Origin of the sequence: Micromonospora sp. WMMD712, assembly GCF_029581295.1 — a bacterium.
Taxonomy (GTDB): domain Bacteria; phylum Actinomycetota; class Actinomycetes; order Mycobacteriales; family Micromonosporaceae; genus Micromonospora; species Micromonospora carbonacea.
Genome location: NZ_CP120743.1, coordinates 5,066,840 through 5,083,981 on the forward strand (window position 1 = coordinate 5,066,840; position 17,142 = coordinate 5,083,981).

Sequence of the window (17,142 nt, forward strand, 5' to 3'; positions counted from 1 at the left end):
GCGACGGGGTCAGGGGCGGAGGTTGACGATCCAGCCGTAGAGGCCGCAGACCCAGACCGCCAGGGGCACCAGCGAGATGATGAGCAGCACCTCGACGATGTCCAGCAGCCGCCCCCACACCGGCGAGATCCGCTTGCCCGCCACGGTCAGCCCGTAGACCAGGCTGACCACGGCCGCCACCACCAGCCCGCCGAGGACCACGCCGAGCCGGACGGCCGCGCCGCCCGCGGCGAAGGTGGCCGCCGCCGTGAGGCCCAGCCCGAGGCCGCCGGCCAGCAGCACCGGCACGCGCTGGGCGCGACCGAGGAACGGCCGGGCGCGCAGCAGCGACAGCAGGGCCAGCACCAGGCAGAGCAGCACCGCCGGCAGCCGGCCGTCGAGGGCGAGCACGACCTCCCCGCCCAGCACCAGCAGGGCGACCGTCCACAGCAGGCCGGTGAGGAACTCGTCGGCCCGTTCGCTGCGCCGCAGCACGCTGCGGCCGTCAACGGTCTCGGTGTCGGTCTTCAGGTCGTCCGGGCCGGTCGGGATGGACGGCACGGGCAGCCGGGCCAGCCGGTACGCCGCCATCGGCAGGGCCGGCAGGGTGGCGAACGCGACCGTGGCGACCACCGCGGCGGCGGCCGGCGCGCCCACCGAGAACGCCAGGCCCACCACCGCGCCGAAGCCGACCGCCCCGCCGACGGCGACCGCGGCGAAGAACAGCGGCAGCCGGTCGCCGACGGCCAGCGCGGCGACCGCGCCGAACACCACCACGGCGGTCGCGGCGAGCAGCACGTGCGGGGCGGCCAGTTCGCCCAGGCCCCGGTCGCCGGCCAGCACCAGCAGGCCGCCGACGGCGGCGTACCCGAGGCCGACCAGGGCCAGCACCGCGCCGGTGCGGCTGTCGCCGGCCGCCCGGGACAGCACGGCCGCGCCGACCAGCAGGGCGACCGCCACCAGCAGGGCGGCGATCGCCCCGGGCAGCTGCGGCGGGCCCGCGAACAGCGCCGTCAGCGCGCCGGCCGACAGCGCCGCCGCCGCGAACAGCACCGCGAACGCCCGGCTCGTGCTCACCTGCCAGCTTCCCGGGCGCTGGTTCGTCGCGGTCGCCACGGCGTCCACCACGTCGTCGAAGACGATCTCCGGGGCCGCCGCCGCGCGGGGGTTGAAGTAGAGCACCTCGCCGTCGCGGACGCCGAGCTGCGCGGCCGTACGCCCACCGTCGAGGGGCTGCCCGCCGAGCCGGGTCAGGCTCCAGCCGCCGTGCCGCACCCCCTCGTCGGCGAGGTCCTCGCCGGCGTACCGCAGCAGGGTCGGCAGCAGGTCCGCCAGCGGCACGTCGGCGGGGAGCGCGAGGTCCATCCTGGTCCGGGGCGCCACGATGGTGACCCGGCTCAGGCCGCCGGTCGCCGTCCTCGTCGCCACTGTGGCCTCCTCGCGTTCGCCTGCGCTCCACCCGGCCCGGGCCGCCACCGAAGCGGGTCCCCGACGCCCACGGGAGATTACCTACGATGACCCCCACGTACGATGCCCACCCGACGGCCCGCGCCCGGTCGTCGCGCCACCCCGGCCGCACGTCACGCCGCGCCGGCCGGCGTCCGGGCCGCTTCTGGGGGAGGAGAACGCCGTGAGCACCGTCGTGTTCCGTCGGCTTCCGCGTCAACCGGGCCCCGCCCTGCCGCGCGGCGAGGTGCTGCTGGAGTCCCCGCCGGAGCTGCCCGAGCCGACCCCCCGGGGCATGGGCCAGCTGCTGATGATCCTGCCGATGGTCTGCGGCGTCGGCGCGATGGCGTTCCTCTACGCCGGCCGGGGCGGCGGCATGATGACGTACGTCGCGGGTGGGCTCTTCGGGGTCTCCATGCTCGGCATGGCGATCGGCTCGCTGAGCAACGGCGGCAACGACAAGGCCGAGCTGAACGCCGAGCGCCGCGACTACATGCGCTACCTGGCCCAGATGCGCAAGCGCACCCGGCGCGCGGCCGAGCAGCAGCGGGCCGCGATGACGTGGCGGCACCCGGAGCCCGACGCGCTCTGGTCGATCGCCGCGTCCCGCCGGCTGTGGGAACGCCGGGTCACCGAGGACGACTTCGGCGAGGCGCGGATCGCGGTCGGCCCGCAGCGGCTGGCGGTGGAGATCGTGCCGCCGGAGACGAAGCCGGTGGAGGACCTGGAGCCGATGAGCGCGATCGCGCTGCGCCGGTTCGTCCGCGCCCACTCCACGGTGCCGGACCTGCCCACCGCGCTGTCGGTGCGGGCGTTCTCCCGGGTGGTGCTGCGCGGCGAGCGGGAACCGGTCCTCGACCTGGCCCGGGCGACGATCGGCCAGCTCGCCACCTTCCACGCCCCGGACGACCTGGTCGTCGTCGTGGTCGCCGCCGACGACCGGCAGCCGGCCTGGGACTGGGTGAAGTGGCTGCCGCACGCCCAGCACCCCGGCCGCACCGACGCCGCCGGGGCCCGCCGCCTCGTCTTCGCCACCCTCGCCGAGGCCGAGGAGTCCCTCGTCGACGAGCTGGCCGGCCGGGCCCGGTTCAGCCCCGACGCCAAGCCGCTGACCACCGCGCCGCACCTGCTGGTGGTCGTCGACGGCGGCGAGGTCGCCGCCACCTGCCAGCTCACCGGCCCGAGCCTGCTCGGCACCACCGTCGTGGACCTCTCCGGGGCCGTGCCCCGCGACGCCGGCCGCTGGCTGCTCTGCCTCGACGTCGGCGACGGCACCGCCGTCGACCTGGTCCGGGGCGCGACCAGCACCCGGCTGGGCCGCCCCGACCGGCTCACCGCCGCCGCGGCCGAGGGGCTGGCCCGGCAGCTCGCCCCCTACCGCCTCTCCCAGCAGCAGGCCGGCGCGGAGGAGCCGCTGGCCCGCAGCACCGAGCTGCCGGACCTGCTCGGCGTCGGCGACGCCGCCACCGTCGACGTGCGGCAGACGTGGCGGCCGCGCAGCCACCGCGACCGGCTGCGCATCCCCCTCGGCGTCGGCCCCGACGGCACCGTCGTCGAGCTGGACTTCAAGGAGTCCGCCCACGAGGGCATGGGCCCGCACGGCCTGGTCATCGGCGCGACCGGCTCCGGCAAGAGCGAGTTGCTGCGTACGGTGGTCGCCGCCCTCGCCGTCACCCACTCCTCGGAGGAGCTGAACTTCGTCCTGGTCGACTTCAAGGGCGGCGCGACGTTCGCCTCCCTGGACGCGCTGCCGCACACCAGCGCGGTGATCACCAACCTCTCCGACGAGCTGCCGCTGGTCGACCGGATGCGTGACGCCCTGGCCGGCGAGATGAACCGCCGCCAGGAGGTGCTGCGGGCCGCCGGCAACTACGTCTCCCGCTACGAGTACGAGAAGGCGCGGGCCGCCGGCGAGGCGCTGGAGCCGATGCCGAGCCTGCTCATCATCTGCGACGAGTTCAGCGAGCTGCTCGCCGCGAAGCCCGACTTCATCGACCTGTTCGTGATGATCGGCCGGCTGGGCCGGTCGCTGGGCGTGCACCTGCTGCTCGCCAGCCAGCGGCTGGAGGAGGGCAAGCTGCGCGGCCTCGACACGCACCTGTCGTACCGGATCGGCCTGCGCACCTTCTCGGCGGTGGAGAGCCGGATCGTGCTCGGCGTGCCCGACGCCTACGAGCTGCCCAGCGCCCCCGGCCACGGCTACCTCAAGACCGACACCGCGACCATGCTGCGGTTCCGCGCCGCGTACGTGTCCGGCCCGTACCGGGCCCCCGGCGAGCAGGCGCGCTCGGCGCAGGCGTCGGTGCGCCGCCGCATCGTGCCGTACGGCACGGAGTTCGTGCCGGCGCCCGCCCCGGACCTGGCGGCGGAGCCGGTGGCCGAGCCGGAGCAGCCGGCCGAGGGCAAGGCCGTGTCCATGCTCGACGTGCTGACCGGGCGGCTCGCCGGCCAGGGCCGCCCCGCCCACCAGGTGTGGCTGCCGCCGCTGTCGGAGCCGCCGAGCCTTGCGGACCTGCTCGGCCCGCTCGCCGTCGACCCGACGTACGGGCTGACCACCGTCGGCTGGGCGGGCCGGGGCCGGCTCACCGTCCCGGTCGGGGTGGTCGACCGCCCGTACGAGCAGCGCCGCGACCCGATGATGGTGGAGCTGGCCGGGGCGGGCGGCAACGTGGTGATCGTCGGCGCGTCGCTGTCCGGCAAGAGCACCCTGCTGCGGTCGCTGCTCGCCTCGCTGGCGCTCACCCACACCCCGCGCGAGGCGCAGTTCTTCTGCCTCGACTTCGGCGGCGGGGCGCTGCGCAGCCTGGAGGGGCTGCCGCACACGGCGGGGGTGGCCGGTCGGCGGGACACCGAGGCGGTCCGCCGCACGGTCGCCGAGGTGGTCGGGATCATCGACGAGCGGGAGCAGCGGTTCGCCCGGCACGGCATCGACTCGGTGGCCGCGTACCGGCGTCGGCGGGCGGCCGGCGAGTTCGCCGACGACCCGTTCGGCGACGTGTTCCTCGTGGTGGACGGCTGGAACACGCTGCGCCAGGAGTACGAGGAGCTGGAGCAGACCATCACCAACCTGGCCAACCGGGGGCTGGGCTTCGGCATCCACGTGGTGATCACGGCGGTGCGCTGGGCGGAGATCCGGATCAACCTGCGCGACCTGCTCGGCACGAAGCTGGAGCTGCGCCTCGGCGACGCGGCCGAGTCGGAGATCGACCGGCGGGCCGCGCAGAACGTGCCGGAGAAGACCCCCGGCCGCGGCCTGACCCGCGACAAGCTGCACTTCCTGGCGGCGGTGTCGCGGATCGACGGCCGCCGCGACGTCGACGACCTGACCGAGGCGTCGGTCGCCCTGGCCGGGCACGTGGCGCGGGCGTGGCCGGGCACCCCCGCCCCGAAGGTACGGCTGCTGCCGCGCCGGCTGCCGCTGGCCGAGCTGGCCCGGGTGGCCGACCGCACCGCGCCGGGCCTGCCGATCGGGGTCGACGAGTCGACGCTCGCGCCGGTCTACCTGGACCTGGCCAGCGAGCCGCACCTGACCGTGTTCGGCGACGCCGAGTGCGGCAAGACCAACCTGCTGCGGGTGATCGCCCGGGGGATCGTCGAGCGCTACACCCCGGCGCAGGCCCGCCTGGTCATCGCCGACTACCGGCGCGGCCTGCTCGGCGCGGTCGAGGGCGAGCACCTGCTCGACTACGCCCCGTCCAACCAGGTCTTCGCCCAGGGCCTCGCGTCGATCCGCAGCGCGCTGTCCAACCGGCTGCCCGGCCCGGACGTCACCACCGCCCAGTTGCGCGACCGGAGCTGGTGGAAGGGGCCGGACCTCTACCTCCTGGTCGACGACTACGACCTGGTGGCCTCCGGCGGCAACAACCCGCTCAGCGCGCTGCACGAGCTGCTGCCGCAGGCCCGCGACATCGGCCTGCACCTGATCGTCGCCCGCCGGGTCGGCGGCGTGGCGCGGGCGTTGTACGAGCCGGTGCTGCAACGCCTGCGCGAGCTGGACTCGCCCGGCCTGCTGATGTCCGGCGCGCGGGAGGAGGGGCCGGTCTTCGGCACGCTGCGCCCGAGCCCGCAGCCGCCCGGCCGGGGGACGCTGGTGCGGCGGCGCGACGGCCAGCAACTCGTCCAGACGGCCTGGTCCGAACCGGCCTAGGCCACGGTCCGGCACGGCCGGGGACGGACGCCGGGTGCCCCGGTCCGGTAGCGTCGGGCCGATCGTCGGTTGTGCAGAAGGGACCGTGGTGAGCACCTCGGGGGGATACGGCGGCCTCAACGGCGCCGTCGAGAGCATGCTGCGTCAGGCGCAGGAGCAGCAGCGTCGGCTGGCCGAGTTCCAGCGGCAGCGCGCCGAGCTGCGGGTGACCGGGGAGAGCCCGGACGGCCTGGTCAGCGTCACGGTCGACGGCGAGATGAAGGTCGGCGACATCGAGATCAACGCGCGGGCGATGCGGCTGGACAGCTTCTCCCTCGCGGAGTCGCTCCAGGCGGCGATCGACGCGGCGTACGCGGCCTTCGGCGAGCACCAGCAGGAGCTGCTCACCGAGATGCTCGGCGGCTCCGAGCTGGTCCGGCAGGCCCAGGCCGGCACGCTGACGCCCGAGGACTGGTTCCGCCGGTTCGGGGTGGACCTGGGCGACCCGTTCCGCGGCCTGCGCCGCTGAGTCCGGCAGGGAGACACGATGGCGAACACGGTCGACGTCGACGCGATCCGCAGGGCGGGCCAGAAGCTCGACGCCCCGGACGGCCCGATCCAGTACCTGCGCAACGTGCAGTCGCTGCTGGAGAGCGTGAAGCTGCCGGGTGGGTCGCTGACCCTCTTCGGCGGCGCGACCGTCGAGGCGCACAACGCCTCGGTCGACGGCCACCTGGAAAACGTGAAGACCGGCATCGAGCACCTGCACCGGGCGGCCCAGCAGCTCGAACAGACCGCCAACAACTGGGAGAAGTCGGATCAGCCCTGGGTGGTCAAGTGACCGGCCGGGGGCGCGACGGGGGGCAGCACCGATGACGGAGATCCTGATCGCCAACGCGTCCGGCGCGGTGACCGGCACGCACACGGTCGCCGCGACGACGGCCCCGGTGCGGGGCCTGCTCCCGGCGGCCCGGGCCAACTGGATGTGGCTGGTCGGCGCGGGCTTCCTGGGCGTGATGATCGCCTATCTGGAGACGTTCGACAACGACGAGGTCAACAAGTCCATCAAGGAGTGGGGCGACGCCGCCCGTCTGCTCGGCGCGGACCAGTTCGGCGCGGCCCTGGGCGAGGTGCCGCCGTCCGCGGAGGAGTGGGACTTCGACGACCGGGACGCGTTCGAGCTGTTCCTCCGGAAGTTGGGCGCGGAGATCAACTCGCTGGCCGAGGCGTTCAACGCCAACAAGGAGAGCCTCACCGCCGCCCGGGACGCCTTCAACGACGCCGTCGACGCGCTGGTCGAGGCGCTGATCCCGATCCTGATCGCGGTGATCGCGTCGGTCGCCCTCCAGGCGTTCCCGCCGACCGCCCCCATCGCCGAGGCCATCGGGGTGGCCGGGCTGACCGTGAGCGTGGCGATCCTCGCCCTGGTCTTCGGCGACATCAGCGCGCTGTTCACCACCGTGATGGCGGGGTTCCAGCACAACAACCGATTCGCCTTCGTGTCGGACTCCCGCCCGGGCTGGGCGGCCACCGGCACCGACCCCGACATCAAGGACATCAAGATCGACTGGGTCAAGGATTCCAAGTTCTACCAGTGAGAGGCGGGCGACATGGTGACGCTCTTCGTGTTGGCCCTGGTCACCATCCCGGTCTTCCTCGTGTTGGGGCTGGTCGCGCAGCTCACGCGGGCGACCTGGGCGAAGCGGGCCAGCGAGGCGACGGTCCTCGTCGGCATCGCCGCGCTGCTGCCGGTGGTGCTGGACCGGGCCCTGGAGAAGCCGGTGCTCTGGGCGGCCGTGGTGCTGCTGGCCGCGCTGCTGGTGTTCGGCGTGGCGCTGCACGTGCGGTCGTACCGTCGGCCCTCCTGAGCCGGGGCGCGACCCGGGTCCGCTGGGGACGGTCCACGCTGGGGCGATCCCTCCGGGGAGACCCTGTTCGGGCGGCCACGACGCCGCGGCAGGGCTGCGCGGGTTGGACGAGGTCGGTTACGGTGCATCCTGAATGTCCGTCGGTGGGGTTGGTCGCCTTGCCACGGGGGAGGGGCGCGGCAGAGTTCCGCCGCCACAACGATGACGGAAGGGTGTGAAGCATGGCGTTCGAGGTCGACGCATCGACTCTGCATACCGCGGCGAATGACGTGCGGTCCACGCGCGGCGATGTCGACGGTGAGCTGAAGAAGCTGTGGAACGTGGTCGACGACCTGGCGATGGCCTGGAAGGGGCAGGCTTCCTCCGGCTTCCAGCAGCTCATGCTGCGGTGGAACGAGGACACCGCCAAGCTGCTGACCGCGATGGACAACATCGCCGACCTGCTCGACAAGTCCGGCACGACCCACCAGGTCAACGACGAGGAGCAGCAGCAGATGCTGGACAAGTTCCACGCTGCGCTGAACCCGTGACCGGCAGCCAGGCGTAGGGGAGGAAATCATGAGCATCAAGGTTGACTACGCGGTCCTCGAAAGCAGCCACCAGCAGATGACCGCGATCTCGCGGACCATCGACGAGAAGCTCGACACGCTGCGCTCCATGCTGAGCAAGCTGCACTGGGAAGGCGAGGACCGCACCGCCTACGAGCAGCACCAGGCGCAGTGGGACGCCGCCGTCCGGGACATCAACAAGATCCTGAACGACATCGGTGGCGCGGTCGGCATCGCCCGCGAGAACTACGTCACCACGGAGATGAGCAACTCCCGGGTGTGGAACAGCTGAGCTGACGCCGACGCGGCTCCGGTCCGGCTCGACCGGCCCGGAGCCGTTCTGCGTGACGGTCGACGAGGGCCGGGGGAGAAGATGCACACGGGGGGACACCGGCGACCGCTGCGGCGGTCCGCCGCCATGCTGGCGCTGGCCGCCGTCGCCGGCGGCCTGCTGACCGCGCCCGCCCCGGCGCGCGCGGCCGACACGGTGCGCGGCCTCCAGTGGCACCTCGACACGCTGCGCATCCCCGAGGCGCACAAGCTGACCAGGGGCGCGGGCGTCACGGTCGCGGTGATCGACGGCGGGGTCTACGCCGCCCACCCCGACCTGCGGGGGCAGGTCCTGAGGGGCACCTCGCGGTCCAGCGGGGTGCGGGCCGACGGCCAGGCCGACCCGGACCGCGAGAAGGGCCACGGCACCGCGATGGCCGGCATCATCGCCGGCCGGGGCGGCGGGTCCATGCGGCTGCTCGGCATCGCCCCGGAGGCGAAGATCCTGCCGGTAGCCCTCGGCGAGCCGCGCGAGTGGGACATCGCGGGCGGCATCCGCTGGGCGGCCGACGCCGGAGCAGGCGTGATCAACCTGTCCGTCGGCACCCCCGGCGACGACCCCCAGGTCACCGAGGCCGTCGAATACGCTCTCGGCAAGGGCGCGGTGCTGGTGGCCGCCGCCGGCAACCGCGCCGCCAGCCAGGGCGTGCCGACGCCGGCCAACGTCCCCGGCGTGCTCGCGGTCGCGGGCACCGGGAAGAACGGCTCGCGGTGGAGCGGGTCGGTCACCGGCCCGGAGGTGGGGATCGCCGCGCCCGGGGAACGGATCATCAGCACGGTGCCGCCGCCGGTGTCGCCGAACGGCTACGGCGTGGGCGACGGCAGCAGCAACGCGTCGGCGATCGTCTCCGGGGTCGCCGCGCTGGTGCGGTCCCGCTATCCGCGGCTCGACGCCGCCAACGTGGTCAACCGGCTGATCCGCACCGCGCGGGACCGGGGCGCCCCGGGCCGCGACCCGGAGTACGGCTTCGGCGGCGTCGACGTGCTGGCCGCGCTGACCGCCGCCGTGCCCGAGGTGACCGGCAACCCGCTGCTGACCAGCGCGTCCGCGAAGCCGGGCGGCCCCGCCGCGACCGACGACGGCGACGACCCCGCCGACGGGCGGCCGGCGGTCTCCGTGAGCCTGGGCGACAACGCCCCGTTCCGGCTGGCGCTCTGCCTGCTCGTGGTGCTCCTGGCCGGCGCGCTGGTGGTGGGGCTGGTCGTGGTCAACCGCCGGGCGGCGCGCCGCCGTGTCCCGCCCGGCCCGCACCCGCCGGGGCCCTACGCGTCCGGGCCGTATCCGCCGGGGCCACCGCTCGGCGTCCCACCGCCGCACCCGCCCGGGCCGTACCCGCCGGGGCCGCCGCCGCAGGCACGGCCGCCCGGCCCGGCGGGGCCGCAGCCGCGCTGACACCGACACCTGAGGAACGGGGCCAGGGAGGGGCATCATGAGCGACGAACAGCACGATCCGGACCGGGTGGAGATCGACCTGCCCGTGCCGCTGCCGGTCAACGCGGCCTACCCGGGGATGGTCGACATCCGGGGGATCAGCTTCGACCGCACCGGCGTCGACCAGGCCGAGACGCCGAGCGGGCTGGTCGCCGGCGAGGGCGAGAAGGGCGTCGAGACGGAGTGGGACGCCGGCAGCCTCGACTCCGCGATCACCTGGCTGGAGACGCACGCCAGCTACCTCAACCGGCTCTCCTACGACATGGCCGACATCTCCGACAAGCTCGGCGGCGGCGAGGCCGTCGCCGGCAAGGGGCCGCTCGGTGGCTTCCCGTACGCCCTGCAACTCGCCCAGCGGCACCAGCAGGTCTACAGCGGCACCGAGAGCGGGCTGCGCACCCTCTCGGAGAACCTCTACTCGGCGGCCGAGGCGCTGCGCACCGTGAAGCGCAACTACGAGACCGCCGAGGGGGCCAACAAGATGACCGCGCAGGAGATGCAGCAGGCCTTCACCGACGCCGCCCGCGGCGGCAGCTAGATCGACGGGAGCGGAACGTGGGCGACAAGAGCTGGGAGGACATGGCCCGGGAGGTGCTCGTCGACGGCCGCCCGGCCGACGTGCAGAGCGCCGCGCTGGGCTGGAAGGAGCTGATCAAGAACGTCGATCAGGTCCGCGAGAGCCTGGAGAAGAACGTCAAGGACCTCGGCGTGCTCTGGAAGGGCCCGGCCTACGAGGCGTTCAAGACGCACATCGAGGGGCTCGCCAAGAACGCCAAGTCGATGGTCGACGACATCGACAACCCGGGGCGGGGCAAGGTCAGCATCGTGACCACCCTGGAGACGGCCGCCAGCCAGCTGGAGGACGCCCAGAACAAGATGCCGATCCCGGCGGCCTGCGTCGGTGACGTCCTGGCGGCCCGCAACGGCGAGATCACCCTCGGGGTGGGGCTGTTCGAGACCCGGGTCACGGCGGAGGTCATGGGCAGCTGGCCCGTCGAGCAGCTCGGCAAGGTGGGCGACTGGGTCACGGGCTGGTTCTCCGACCAGGAGGGCGACGCCCGCAAGGTCTACGACGAGGTCAACGGCAACTTCAGGGACCGCACGATGGAGGCGCCGGGCTCGGTGACCCCCAGCAGCCTGAGCACGGGCCCCACGGAGGTGCCGGACCTCGGCGGCGGCCCGGGCGCCGGTGGCGTCGGTGGGGTCCCGTCGGTGGGCGGCATGCCGTCGACCGGCGGCGTCGGCGGCGGTTCCCCGGGCGGCATCGGCACCCTGCCGGAGGTCGGCGACGGCAAGCCCGACTTCGGGTCGACGACCCACCCGGACCTCACCCCCGTCGCCGACCTTCCCGACACCGGGTCCGTGGACCCGGGCGGGCTGGACGACGACTACGGGACGGGCCTGGCCGGTGCCGGCGGGCCGGCCACCACCGGCCTCGGCGGGGGCGGGCTGGGCGGCGGCAGCGGCGCGGGCCTGTCGACCGGCGGCGCGGGCGGCGGCATTCCCGGCGGCGGTGCGCTCGGCAAGACGGTCAGCCCGGGGCTGCCGCCGATGCTCGGCGGCGGCGCGGCCGGCGCGGGCCGGGCCGCGGGCCGGGGCGCGGGCGGTCGGCTGGGCGCGGGCAAGCCGGGCATGGGCGGCATGGTGGCCCCCGGCGCGGCCGGCGGCGCCGGTGCCCGGGGCGCGGGCGGCCGGGGCGCGGCGGGCGCCGGCCGGCCGGGCGGCGCGACGGCCGGGCGGGGCGGCCTGGCCGGTGCGGCGGGCGGGGCCGGCTACGGCGAGGAGGAGCAGGTGCGCAACACCTGGCTGGAGGAGGACGAGGACGTCTGGGGCGCGGGCGGCGACGCCACCCCCGGCATCCTGCGCTGACGCTGCGGCGCGGCCGGGGTCAGCTTTCGACGGTGGTGGGGCGGCGGCCCGGCCGCCAGCCCCGACGCCGTCCCCGGGCCAGGATCGGCCTGACGGCCAGCAGCGCGCCGGCCAGGACCGCGCCGACCGCCGCCACCCAGACCGCCACGGCCCGCTGCCAGCCCAGCGGGTCGCGCGGCGGGGCGGGCGCGGCCAGCGCCCCGGGCGGCGGGTCGCTGCGCGTGCCGAGCACGCTGGTCACCGCCCGGTAGGGGTTCACCACCCCGTACCCGACCTCGGCGTTGTGCCCGTCCGGCGGGTTGTCCGCCGTGCGGGTGAGCCGGTAGGCCACCCCGTCCGGCGTGAGATCCGGATGCGCGGCGCGGACCAGCGCGGCCACCCCCGAGACGTACGCGGCGGCGAAGCTCGTGCCGCCCTGCGGCTCGGCGAGGTAACCCTGCCCCCGGGGCGCGGGGCCGACGATGTCCAGCCCCGGGGCGGCGATGTCCACGTAGTCCCCGCTGACCGAGCTGCCGACGTGGCCGCCCTGCGCGTCGACGCCGGCCACGGCGATGACCCCGGGATACGCCGCCGGGTAGGCCGGCAGGTCCTGCTGCTGCTCCTGACGGTTGCCGGCGGCGGCCACCACGACGACGCCCTTGGCGAGGGCGTACTCGACGGCGGCGGCCAGCTCCGGGCGGGGCAGGGTGACCAGGGACAGGTTGATCACGTCGGCGCCCTGGTCGACGGCCCAGCGGATGGCCAGGCCGATCTGTGCCGGCAGGCCCTCGTCGTTGGTGCGCCGGGTGTCCGGCAGCACGCGTACGGGCAGGATCCGGGCGGCCGGCGCGATGCCGGTGAACGGCGAGCCGGTGCCCTCCCGGCCGGCGATGATGCCGGCGACGATCGTGCCGTGCCCGGCCGCGTCGCACTGCCCCGCGTTGCTGGGCAGCGCGTTGAAGTCCCGGCCGGGGCGCACCTGGCCGCGTAGCAGCGGGTGGGTGGCCGACACGCCGGAGTCGACGACCGCCACGGTGACGCCCTCGCCCCGGGTGACCCGCCAGGCCGAGGCCGGGTCGAGCCGGGTCAGCGCCCAGGGCGCCTCGGTGGGCGCGGGGTTCCCGATCGGCCCGCAGGTCGGGGCGGCCGACGCCGGGGCGGGCGGCACGACGGCGGCGGCGAGCAGCGCCGCCAGCGCGGGCGGCGCGACCCGCCGCAGCCCGGCCCGCCCGGTCACCCGGCGTCCCGCCCGGCCTGGCCCGGGGCGTGCCCGCCTGGGGCCTGCCGCCCGGCTTGGTCCGGGGTGCGCCGTTCGGCCTGGTCCGGGGCCTGTCGTCCGGCCTCGTCCGGGGTGCGCCGTTCGCCCTGCTCGGTGGTGAAGAGGGCGAGCAGGTCGCCGACCTGGCGGTCCGCCTCGGCCGGGTGGCGGAAGTGGCCGCTGGGGTTGACCGTGTATTCGTTGCGCCGGCCGACCCGGGTCCGCCGCAGGTAGCCGCCGGCCTCCAGGTCGGCCACGATCGCCTGGGCCGCACGCTCGGTCACGCCCACCTCGTCCGCGACGTCCCGCAGCCGGGCGGTCGGGTTGCGGGCGATGGCGAGCAGGACGTGACCGTGGTTGGTGAGGAACGTCCAGTTCCGGGTGCTCCCGTTCCCGCCTGCTGTCGTCGCCATGTCCGACATGTTAGGGCTCGGCGACGACGCCCACGCTCCTGGGCCTGCGCGGACCGAGGCGCGGGCCTGCGCAACCCCTTCCCAACGCAGGAAATGTGTATCACGTAACGCTTGACGTGCCTTTTGCTGCGTGTGACCGTGGGGGAACTGGTCGTGCGCGTGAATGACGAGGTGATGGGGCATGGAGCAGTCCAGCATGTCGATGGCTCAGGCGGGCTCCGGGCAGCTCGATCCCCGCACGTCCGTCGGGCGACCGGGCGAACCGGGCACCCCGGGTGCTCGCTGCACCCCGGCCCGGGCCCTCGCCGAGCTGCACGCCGGCAACCACCGCTTCGTCACCGGGACGCCGCGCCACCCCAACCAGGACGCCGGTCACCGGGCGGCCGTCGCCGACGGCCAGAACCCGTTCGCGGTGATCGTCGGCTGCTCCGACTCCCGCCTCGCCGCCGAGATCATCTTCGACCGCGGCCTGGGTGACCTCTTCGTGGTGCGCACCGCCGGGCACACCGTCGGCCCCGAGGTGCTGGGCAGCGTCGAGTACGCCGTGACCGTGCTGGGCACCCCCCTGGTGGTGGTGCTCGGCCACGACTCCTGCGGGGCGGTGCAGGCGGCCAAGGCGGCGGCCGGCACCGGCAGCGAGCCCGCCGGAAACCTGCGGGCCGTGGTCGACGCCGTGGTGCCCAGCCTGCACCGGGCCGCCGAGCGGGGCGTCGAGAGCATCGACGAGATCGTCGACATCCACATCGCGTGCACGGTCGAGGCGATGCTCGACCGGTCGCCCGTGCTGGCCGCCGAGGTCGACGCGGGCCGGTGCGCGGTAGTCGGGATGTCGTACCGGCTCAGTGCCGGCGGGGTGCGGACGGTGGCCGCCGTGCCGGCCGCCATGGCCACGGACCCCACCCCGGCGGCCGCCGCCGCCTGAGACGCGAGAGGGGCCGCCCCGTAGCGGGACGGCCCCTCTCGTCGTGCGCGGCGCGCCGCGTCAGAGCAGCGACATGTGCACGTGGTCGGTGTGGTTGGACGGTCCGCTGTAGGAACTCCAGCCGTTCGCCGGGAACCAGATCTGCCGGTTCCAGATGACGTAGTAGATGCCGAGCCGGTCGGCGTTGCGGATGAGGAACGCGGCGAGGTTGTTGCCGTACATCCGGGTGTCGTTGTTGTGCCAGGGGGAGAAGCCGCTGTTCTGGAGCGACCAGTCGCAGGCCCGGCCCTTGGGGTGCTCCCACGGCCCGCCCGGCCGGTAGCAGCCCACGAACCGGTTGAAGCCGGCCCGCTTGACCTCCTTGTAGGCGTGCAGCGTGCGGGGCGTCACGCAGCCGGAGGTGGTGGGGTCGTTCTCGCTGCACGACTCCGGCCGCCAGGTGCCGTCCGACGTCCGGCCCGGCGCGATCCGCGCGACCGGGGACGTGGCGTTGACCAGGCCGCCGGTGAAGCCCTTGCCGCCGACCAGCGCGAGCGCCTTCTCGGCGTCGTGCTTCTTCTTCGCCATGACCGACGCCTGCTTCTGCTGCTCGCGCACCTCGGCGTCGAGCGCGAGCTTGGCCTGCTCGGCGCGGTTCTTCGCCGCGCTGACCTCAGCCAGCTTGTTGGCGTTGACCATGTTCAGCTCGTCGAGGGCGGAGGCGCGCTTGACGAACGAGTCCGGGCTGTTGCTCTCCAGCAGCATCGCCATCGCACCGACCCGCCCGGTCCGGTACGACTGCGCGGCCATCTCGCCGACCTGCGGCGCGAGCGCGTCCAGCTCCTCCTGGGCCTTCCGCACCTCGTCGGCGAGCTGGGCCTGGCGCTTCTTGGACTTTTCGAGCTTCGACTTGGCCTGGACGTAGTCCCGGTTCGTCGCCTCGATCACGTCGGTGATGAGCTGGGGCTCGTCGTCCTCCTCGTGCCCCGAGGGCTGGGGGGCGGCGGCGGGCAGGGCGAGCGCCGGGGCGGCCGGCCCGGCGACGACCGCCAGGGCAGCGAGCACGGCCACCACGGGTGTCAACCAGCGGTGCAGGGGTGCCGTCACAGTGTTCCCTTCCATCGACCGCCGACCGGGTTAGCTGACGGGTTCGGGGCGGAAGCGGCCCCTACCGCTCGCGCGGATTCACCCCGGGCACCTGGTTCCCCGGCTCGCCTCGCGGCGATTGGGCGGCGGCACCGCAGGCGCCGCTTCGCGCCTTCGGCGGTGACCGGCAGCGAGGTTACCCGAGAGCACATGCGGGGAGCTACGTCCGGATGCCGACTAAAAGCGTCATTTCGTAATCGCCGTCGGTAATCAGTGATGCGCTTCTCAGGGCGGATGCCGCCGCCGGTCACGCTGCGCAGTGTCACCATGCGGTCTCCGTGCCTCCTTCTCGGTGCGGCCGTCCGGCCGGGGGGTGGGTGGGGGCGTGGTCGTCGGGGAATCCCTCGGCCGCCCGGCCGCCGCCGAGCGCCTCCAGCGCGAGATCGCGGTCCGCGGTCCGCCGCCCGCCCCCGTGGGTACGCGCCGCCGGCACGTCCCCGCCGCCCGCCTGGCGGGTCCGGGGCGCGGCCCCGTGCCCCGCCGTGGGTCCCGCCGTCGTGGGACCCGCTGCCGTGCGCCCTGCCGCCGTGACCACGGCGGCCAGCCCGGTGGTGAGCGGCACGGCGGCGATCAGACCCAGCGTGGCGACCGCGCTGCGGACGATCTCCTGGGCGAGGAACTCGCTGGTCAGGATCTCGGTCACGGGGCGGGAGTCGGCGGTGAGCAGGAGCAGCAGCGGCAGCGACGCGCCCGCGTACGCCAGCACGATCGTGTTGACCGTGGAGGCGATGTGCGCCCGGCCGACGCGGGTGGCCGCCCGGTAGAGCTGCAACCGGGACAGCCCCGGGTTGGCGTGCGCCAGCTCGGTGACGGTGGCCGCCTGGGTCACGGTGACGTCGTCGAGCACCCCGAGCGACCCGATGATGATGCCGGCCAGGAGCAGGCCGTGCAGGTCCACGTCGCCCCGGAACATCGACAGGGTGGTCGCGTCCTCGCTGCCGTACCCGGTGAGGTGGGTGGCGGCCGTGGCCAGCGTGCCCAGCAGGCCGGTGAGCACCAGGCTGCCGAGGGTGCCGAGGACGGCCACCGACGTCTGCGCGGTGACCCCGTGGGTGAGGTACAGCACCACGAACATGATCAGCGCGGAGCCGACGACGGCGATCGGCAGCGGCGACCCGCCCGCGCCGATGCCGGGCAGCACGAAGGTCAGCAGGATGGCGAAGGTGGCGGCGAGCCCGGCGAGGGCGGCCACCCCCCGCCAGCGGCCGAACGCGACGATCGCCAGCGCGAACACCACCGCCAGCCAGATCAGCGGGGCGCCACGCTGGTGCTCGGCGATGTTGTAGGCGCTCGCGGTCGGGTCCGCCGGATCGGTGAGTTTCACCAGCACGATCCGGTCGTCGACGGCGACGGTGGGCGCGCCCGGGCCGGTCGGGACCGGCGTCTCGACCTGCCGCCCGGCGTCCGGCCCCTGCTCCACCCGGACGGTCACGGTGCCGCACGGGCCGTCCGCGACGCCCGGCCCGCCGCCCTCCGGCGTCTCGGGCTGCGGCGGGCACTCCTCGGTGACCACCCGGGTCACCGTGCCGTGGTAGCGGGGCACCGGCGAACCGCCGTCGACCTCCGGGCCGCCGGCGCGGGGCCACAGGACGACCGCCGCGATCACGGTGATCACGAAGAGGGGCACAACGGTCGCGACGAGGACCCGCCGCACCCCCGGCGGGGTGGGCGGGGCGGGTCGGTTGTGGTCGGCGCCCATCGACGATCTCCAAACGGTGTCAGCGCGGGATACGGCCCGGCGGCCCGGACGGTTCAGCGTGGCGGGCGATCGGTCGGCGCCGGACGCCCGGCTCCCGCCGCCCGGCCGCCCGGCCTTCCGTTCCTCCGGCCGCCCGGTCTCCCGTTCC

General features: G+C 74.8%; 15 protein-coding genes, 1 pseudogene and 1 riboswitch. Of the genes and pseudogenes, 11 read left to right on the forward strand and 5 right to left on the reverse strand.

Annotated features, from left to right (window positions below; all coding sequences use genetic code 11):
• Positions 1-9: 9 nt before the first annotated feature.
• On the reverse strand, positions 10-1,407 hold the full coding sequence (gene eccD / locus O7633_RS22100; protein ID WP_282323774.1) for a type VII secretion integral membrane protein EccD: 1,398 nt from the start codon (positions 1,405-1,407) through the stop codon (positions 10-12).
• 202 nt (positions 1,408-1,609) lie between these two features.
• Here eccD and eccCa point away from each other — a divergent pair, with 202 nt between their 5' ends.
• The 10 genes from eccCa to O7633_RS22150 all read left to right on the forward strand — a co-directional run bounded on the left by eccCa (position 1,610) and on the right by O7633_RS22150 (position 11,598).
• Positions 1,610-5,572 (forward strand): type VII secretion protein EccCa, encoded by a 3,963-nt coding sequence (gene eccCa, locus O7633_RS22105; protein WP_282323775.1) that lies wholly within the window; start codon positions 1,610-1,612, stop codon positions 5,570-5,572.
• Between the two features lie 85 nt (positions 5,573-5,657).
• Positions 5,658-6,080: a YbaB/EbfC family nucleoid-associated protein gene (locus O7633_RS22110; RefSeq protein WP_282323776.1), complete on the forward strand. Its 423-nt coding sequence runs from the start codon at positions 5,658-5,660 to the stop codon at positions 6,078-6,080.
• Positions 6,081-6,098: 18 nt separating this feature from the next.
• Entirely contained in the window at positions 6,099-6,392 is a 294-nt protein-coding gene (locus O7633_RS22115; protein ID WP_074475203.1) for a hypothetical protein, read from the forward strand.
• 31 nt (positions 6,393-6,423) lie between these two features.
• Positions 6,424-7,149 (forward strand): hypothetical protein, encoded by a 726-nt coding sequence (locus tag O7633_RS22120; RefSeq protein WP_074475202.1) that lies wholly within the window; start codon positions 6,424-6,426, stop codon positions 7,147-7,149.
• Positions 7,150-7,161: 12 nt separating this feature from the next.
• Positions 7,162-7,419 (forward strand): hypothetical protein, encoded by a 258-nt coding sequence (locus O7633_RS22125; protein WP_282323777.1) that lies wholly within the window; start codon positions 7,162-7,164, stop codon positions 7,417-7,419.
• A 221-nt stretch (positions 7,420-7,640) separates the two neighbouring features.
• Entirely contained in the window at positions 7,641-7,949 is a 309-nt protein-coding gene (locus O7633_RS22130; protein WP_043961610.1) for a WXG100 family type VII secretion target, read from the forward strand.
• Positions 7,950-7,977: 28 nt separating this feature from the next.
• On the forward strand, positions 7,978-8,259 hold the full coding sequence (locus tag O7633_RS22135; protein WP_074475200.1) for a WXG100 family type VII secretion target: 282 nt from the start codon (positions 7,978-7,980) through the stop codon (positions 8,257-8,259).
• Between the two features lie 81 nt (positions 8,260-8,340).
• Positions 8,341-9,690 (forward strand): S8 family serine peptidase, encoded by a 1,350-nt coding sequence (locus O7633_RS22140; protein ID WP_278131339.1) that lies wholly within the window; start codon positions 8,341-8,343, stop codon positions 9,688-9,690.
• A gap of 37 nt (positions 9,691-9,727) precedes the next feature.
• On the forward strand, positions 9,728-10,267 hold the full coding sequence (locus O7633_RS22145; protein WP_282323778.1) for a hypothetical protein: 540 nt from the start codon (positions 9,728-9,730) through the stop codon (positions 10,265-10,267).
• Between the two features lie 17 nt (positions 10,268-10,284).
• Positions 10,285-11,598 (forward strand): hypothetical protein, encoded by a 1,314-nt coding sequence (locus tag O7633_RS22150; protein ID WP_282323779.1) that lies wholly within the window; start codon positions 10,285-10,287, stop codon positions 11,596-11,598.
• Between the two features lie 19 nt (positions 11,599-11,617).
• Here the strand turns inward: O7633_RS22150 and mycP are convergent, their stop codons facing one another.
• Positions 11,618-12,814 (reverse strand): type VII secretion-associated serine protease mycosin, encoded by a 1,197-nt coding sequence (gene mycP / locus O7633_RS22155; RefSeq protein WP_282323780.1) that lies wholly within the window; start codon positions 12,812-12,814, stop codon positions 11,618-11,620.
• A gap of 134 nt (positions 12,815-12,948) precedes the next feature.
• Positions 12,949-13,257 (reverse strand): annotated as a pseudogene (locus O7633_RS22160) (helix-turn-helix domain-containing protein); the annotation flags it as partial.
• A 172-nt stretch (positions 13,258-13,429) separates the two neighbouring features.
• Between O7633_RS22160 and O7633_RS22165 the strand changes: the two are divergent.
• Positions 13,430-14,170, forward strand: coding sequence for a carbonic anhydrase (locus O7633_RS22165; protein WP_282323781.1), 741 nt, complete (start codon positions 13,430-13,432; stop codon positions 14,168-14,170).
• Between the two features lie 60 nt (positions 14,171-14,230).
• Here the strand turns inward: O7633_RS22165 and O7633_RS22170 are convergent, their stop codons facing one another.
• Both O7633_RS22170 and O7633_RS22175 read right to left on the reverse strand, forming a co-directional pair.
• Complete coding sequence (locus tag O7633_RS22170; protein WP_178063098.1) at positions 14,231-15,256, reverse strand: hypothetical protein; 1,026 nt, start codon at positions 15,254-15,256, stop codon at positions 14,231-14,233.
• Between the two features lie 4 nt (positions 15,257-15,260).
• Positions 15,261-15,391: riboswitch (cyclic di-AMP (ydaO/yuaA leader) on the reverse strand.
• A gap of 166 nt (positions 15,392-15,557) precedes the next feature.
• Entirely contained in the window at positions 15,558-16,994 is a 1,437-nt protein-coding gene (locus O7633_RS22175; protein WP_278131349.1) for a YibE/F family protein, read from the reverse strand.
• Positions 16,995-17,142: the final 148 nt, after the last annotated feature.

Excerpts from the sequence above, each read along its gene's own strand:
- O7633_RS22115 (WP_074475203.1), top strand. The coding sequence starts at position 6,099 with ATGGCGAACACGGTCGACGTCGACGCGATCCGCAGGGCGGGCCAGAAG.
- O7633_RS22120 (WP_074475202.1), top strand. The coding sequence starts at position 6,424 with ATGACGGAGATCCTGATCGCCAACGCGTCCGGCGCGGTGACCGGCACG.
- O7633_RS22125 (WP_282323777.1), top strand. The coding sequence starts at position 7,162 with ATGGTGACGCTCTTCGTGTTGGCCCTGGTCACCATCCCGGTCTTCCTC.
- O7633_RS22130 (WP_043961610.1), top strand. The coding sequence starts at position 7,641 with ATGGCGTTCGAGGTCGACGCATCGACTCTGCATACCGCGGCGAATGAC.
- O7633_RS22135 (WP_074475200.1), top strand. The coding sequence starts at position 7,978 with ATGAGCATCAAGGTTGACTACGCGGTCCTCGAAAGCAGCCACCAGCAG.
- O7633_RS22140 (WP_278131339.1), top strand. The coding sequence starts at position 8,341 with ATGCACACGGGGGGACACCGGCGACCGCTGCGGCGGTCCGCCGCCATG.
- O7633_RS22145 (WP_282323778.1), top strand. The coding sequence starts at position 9,728 with ATGAGCGACGAACAGCACGATCCGGACCGGGTGGAGATCGACCTGCCC.
- O7633_RS22165 (WP_282323781.1), top strand. The coding sequence starts at position 13,430 with ATGGAGCAGTCCAGCATGTCGATGGCTCAGGCGGGCTCCGGGCAGCTC.
- O7633_RS22175 (WP_278131349.1), bottom strand. The coding sequence starts at position 16,994 with ATGGGCGCCGACCACAACCGACCCGCCCCGCCCACCCCGCCGGGGGTG.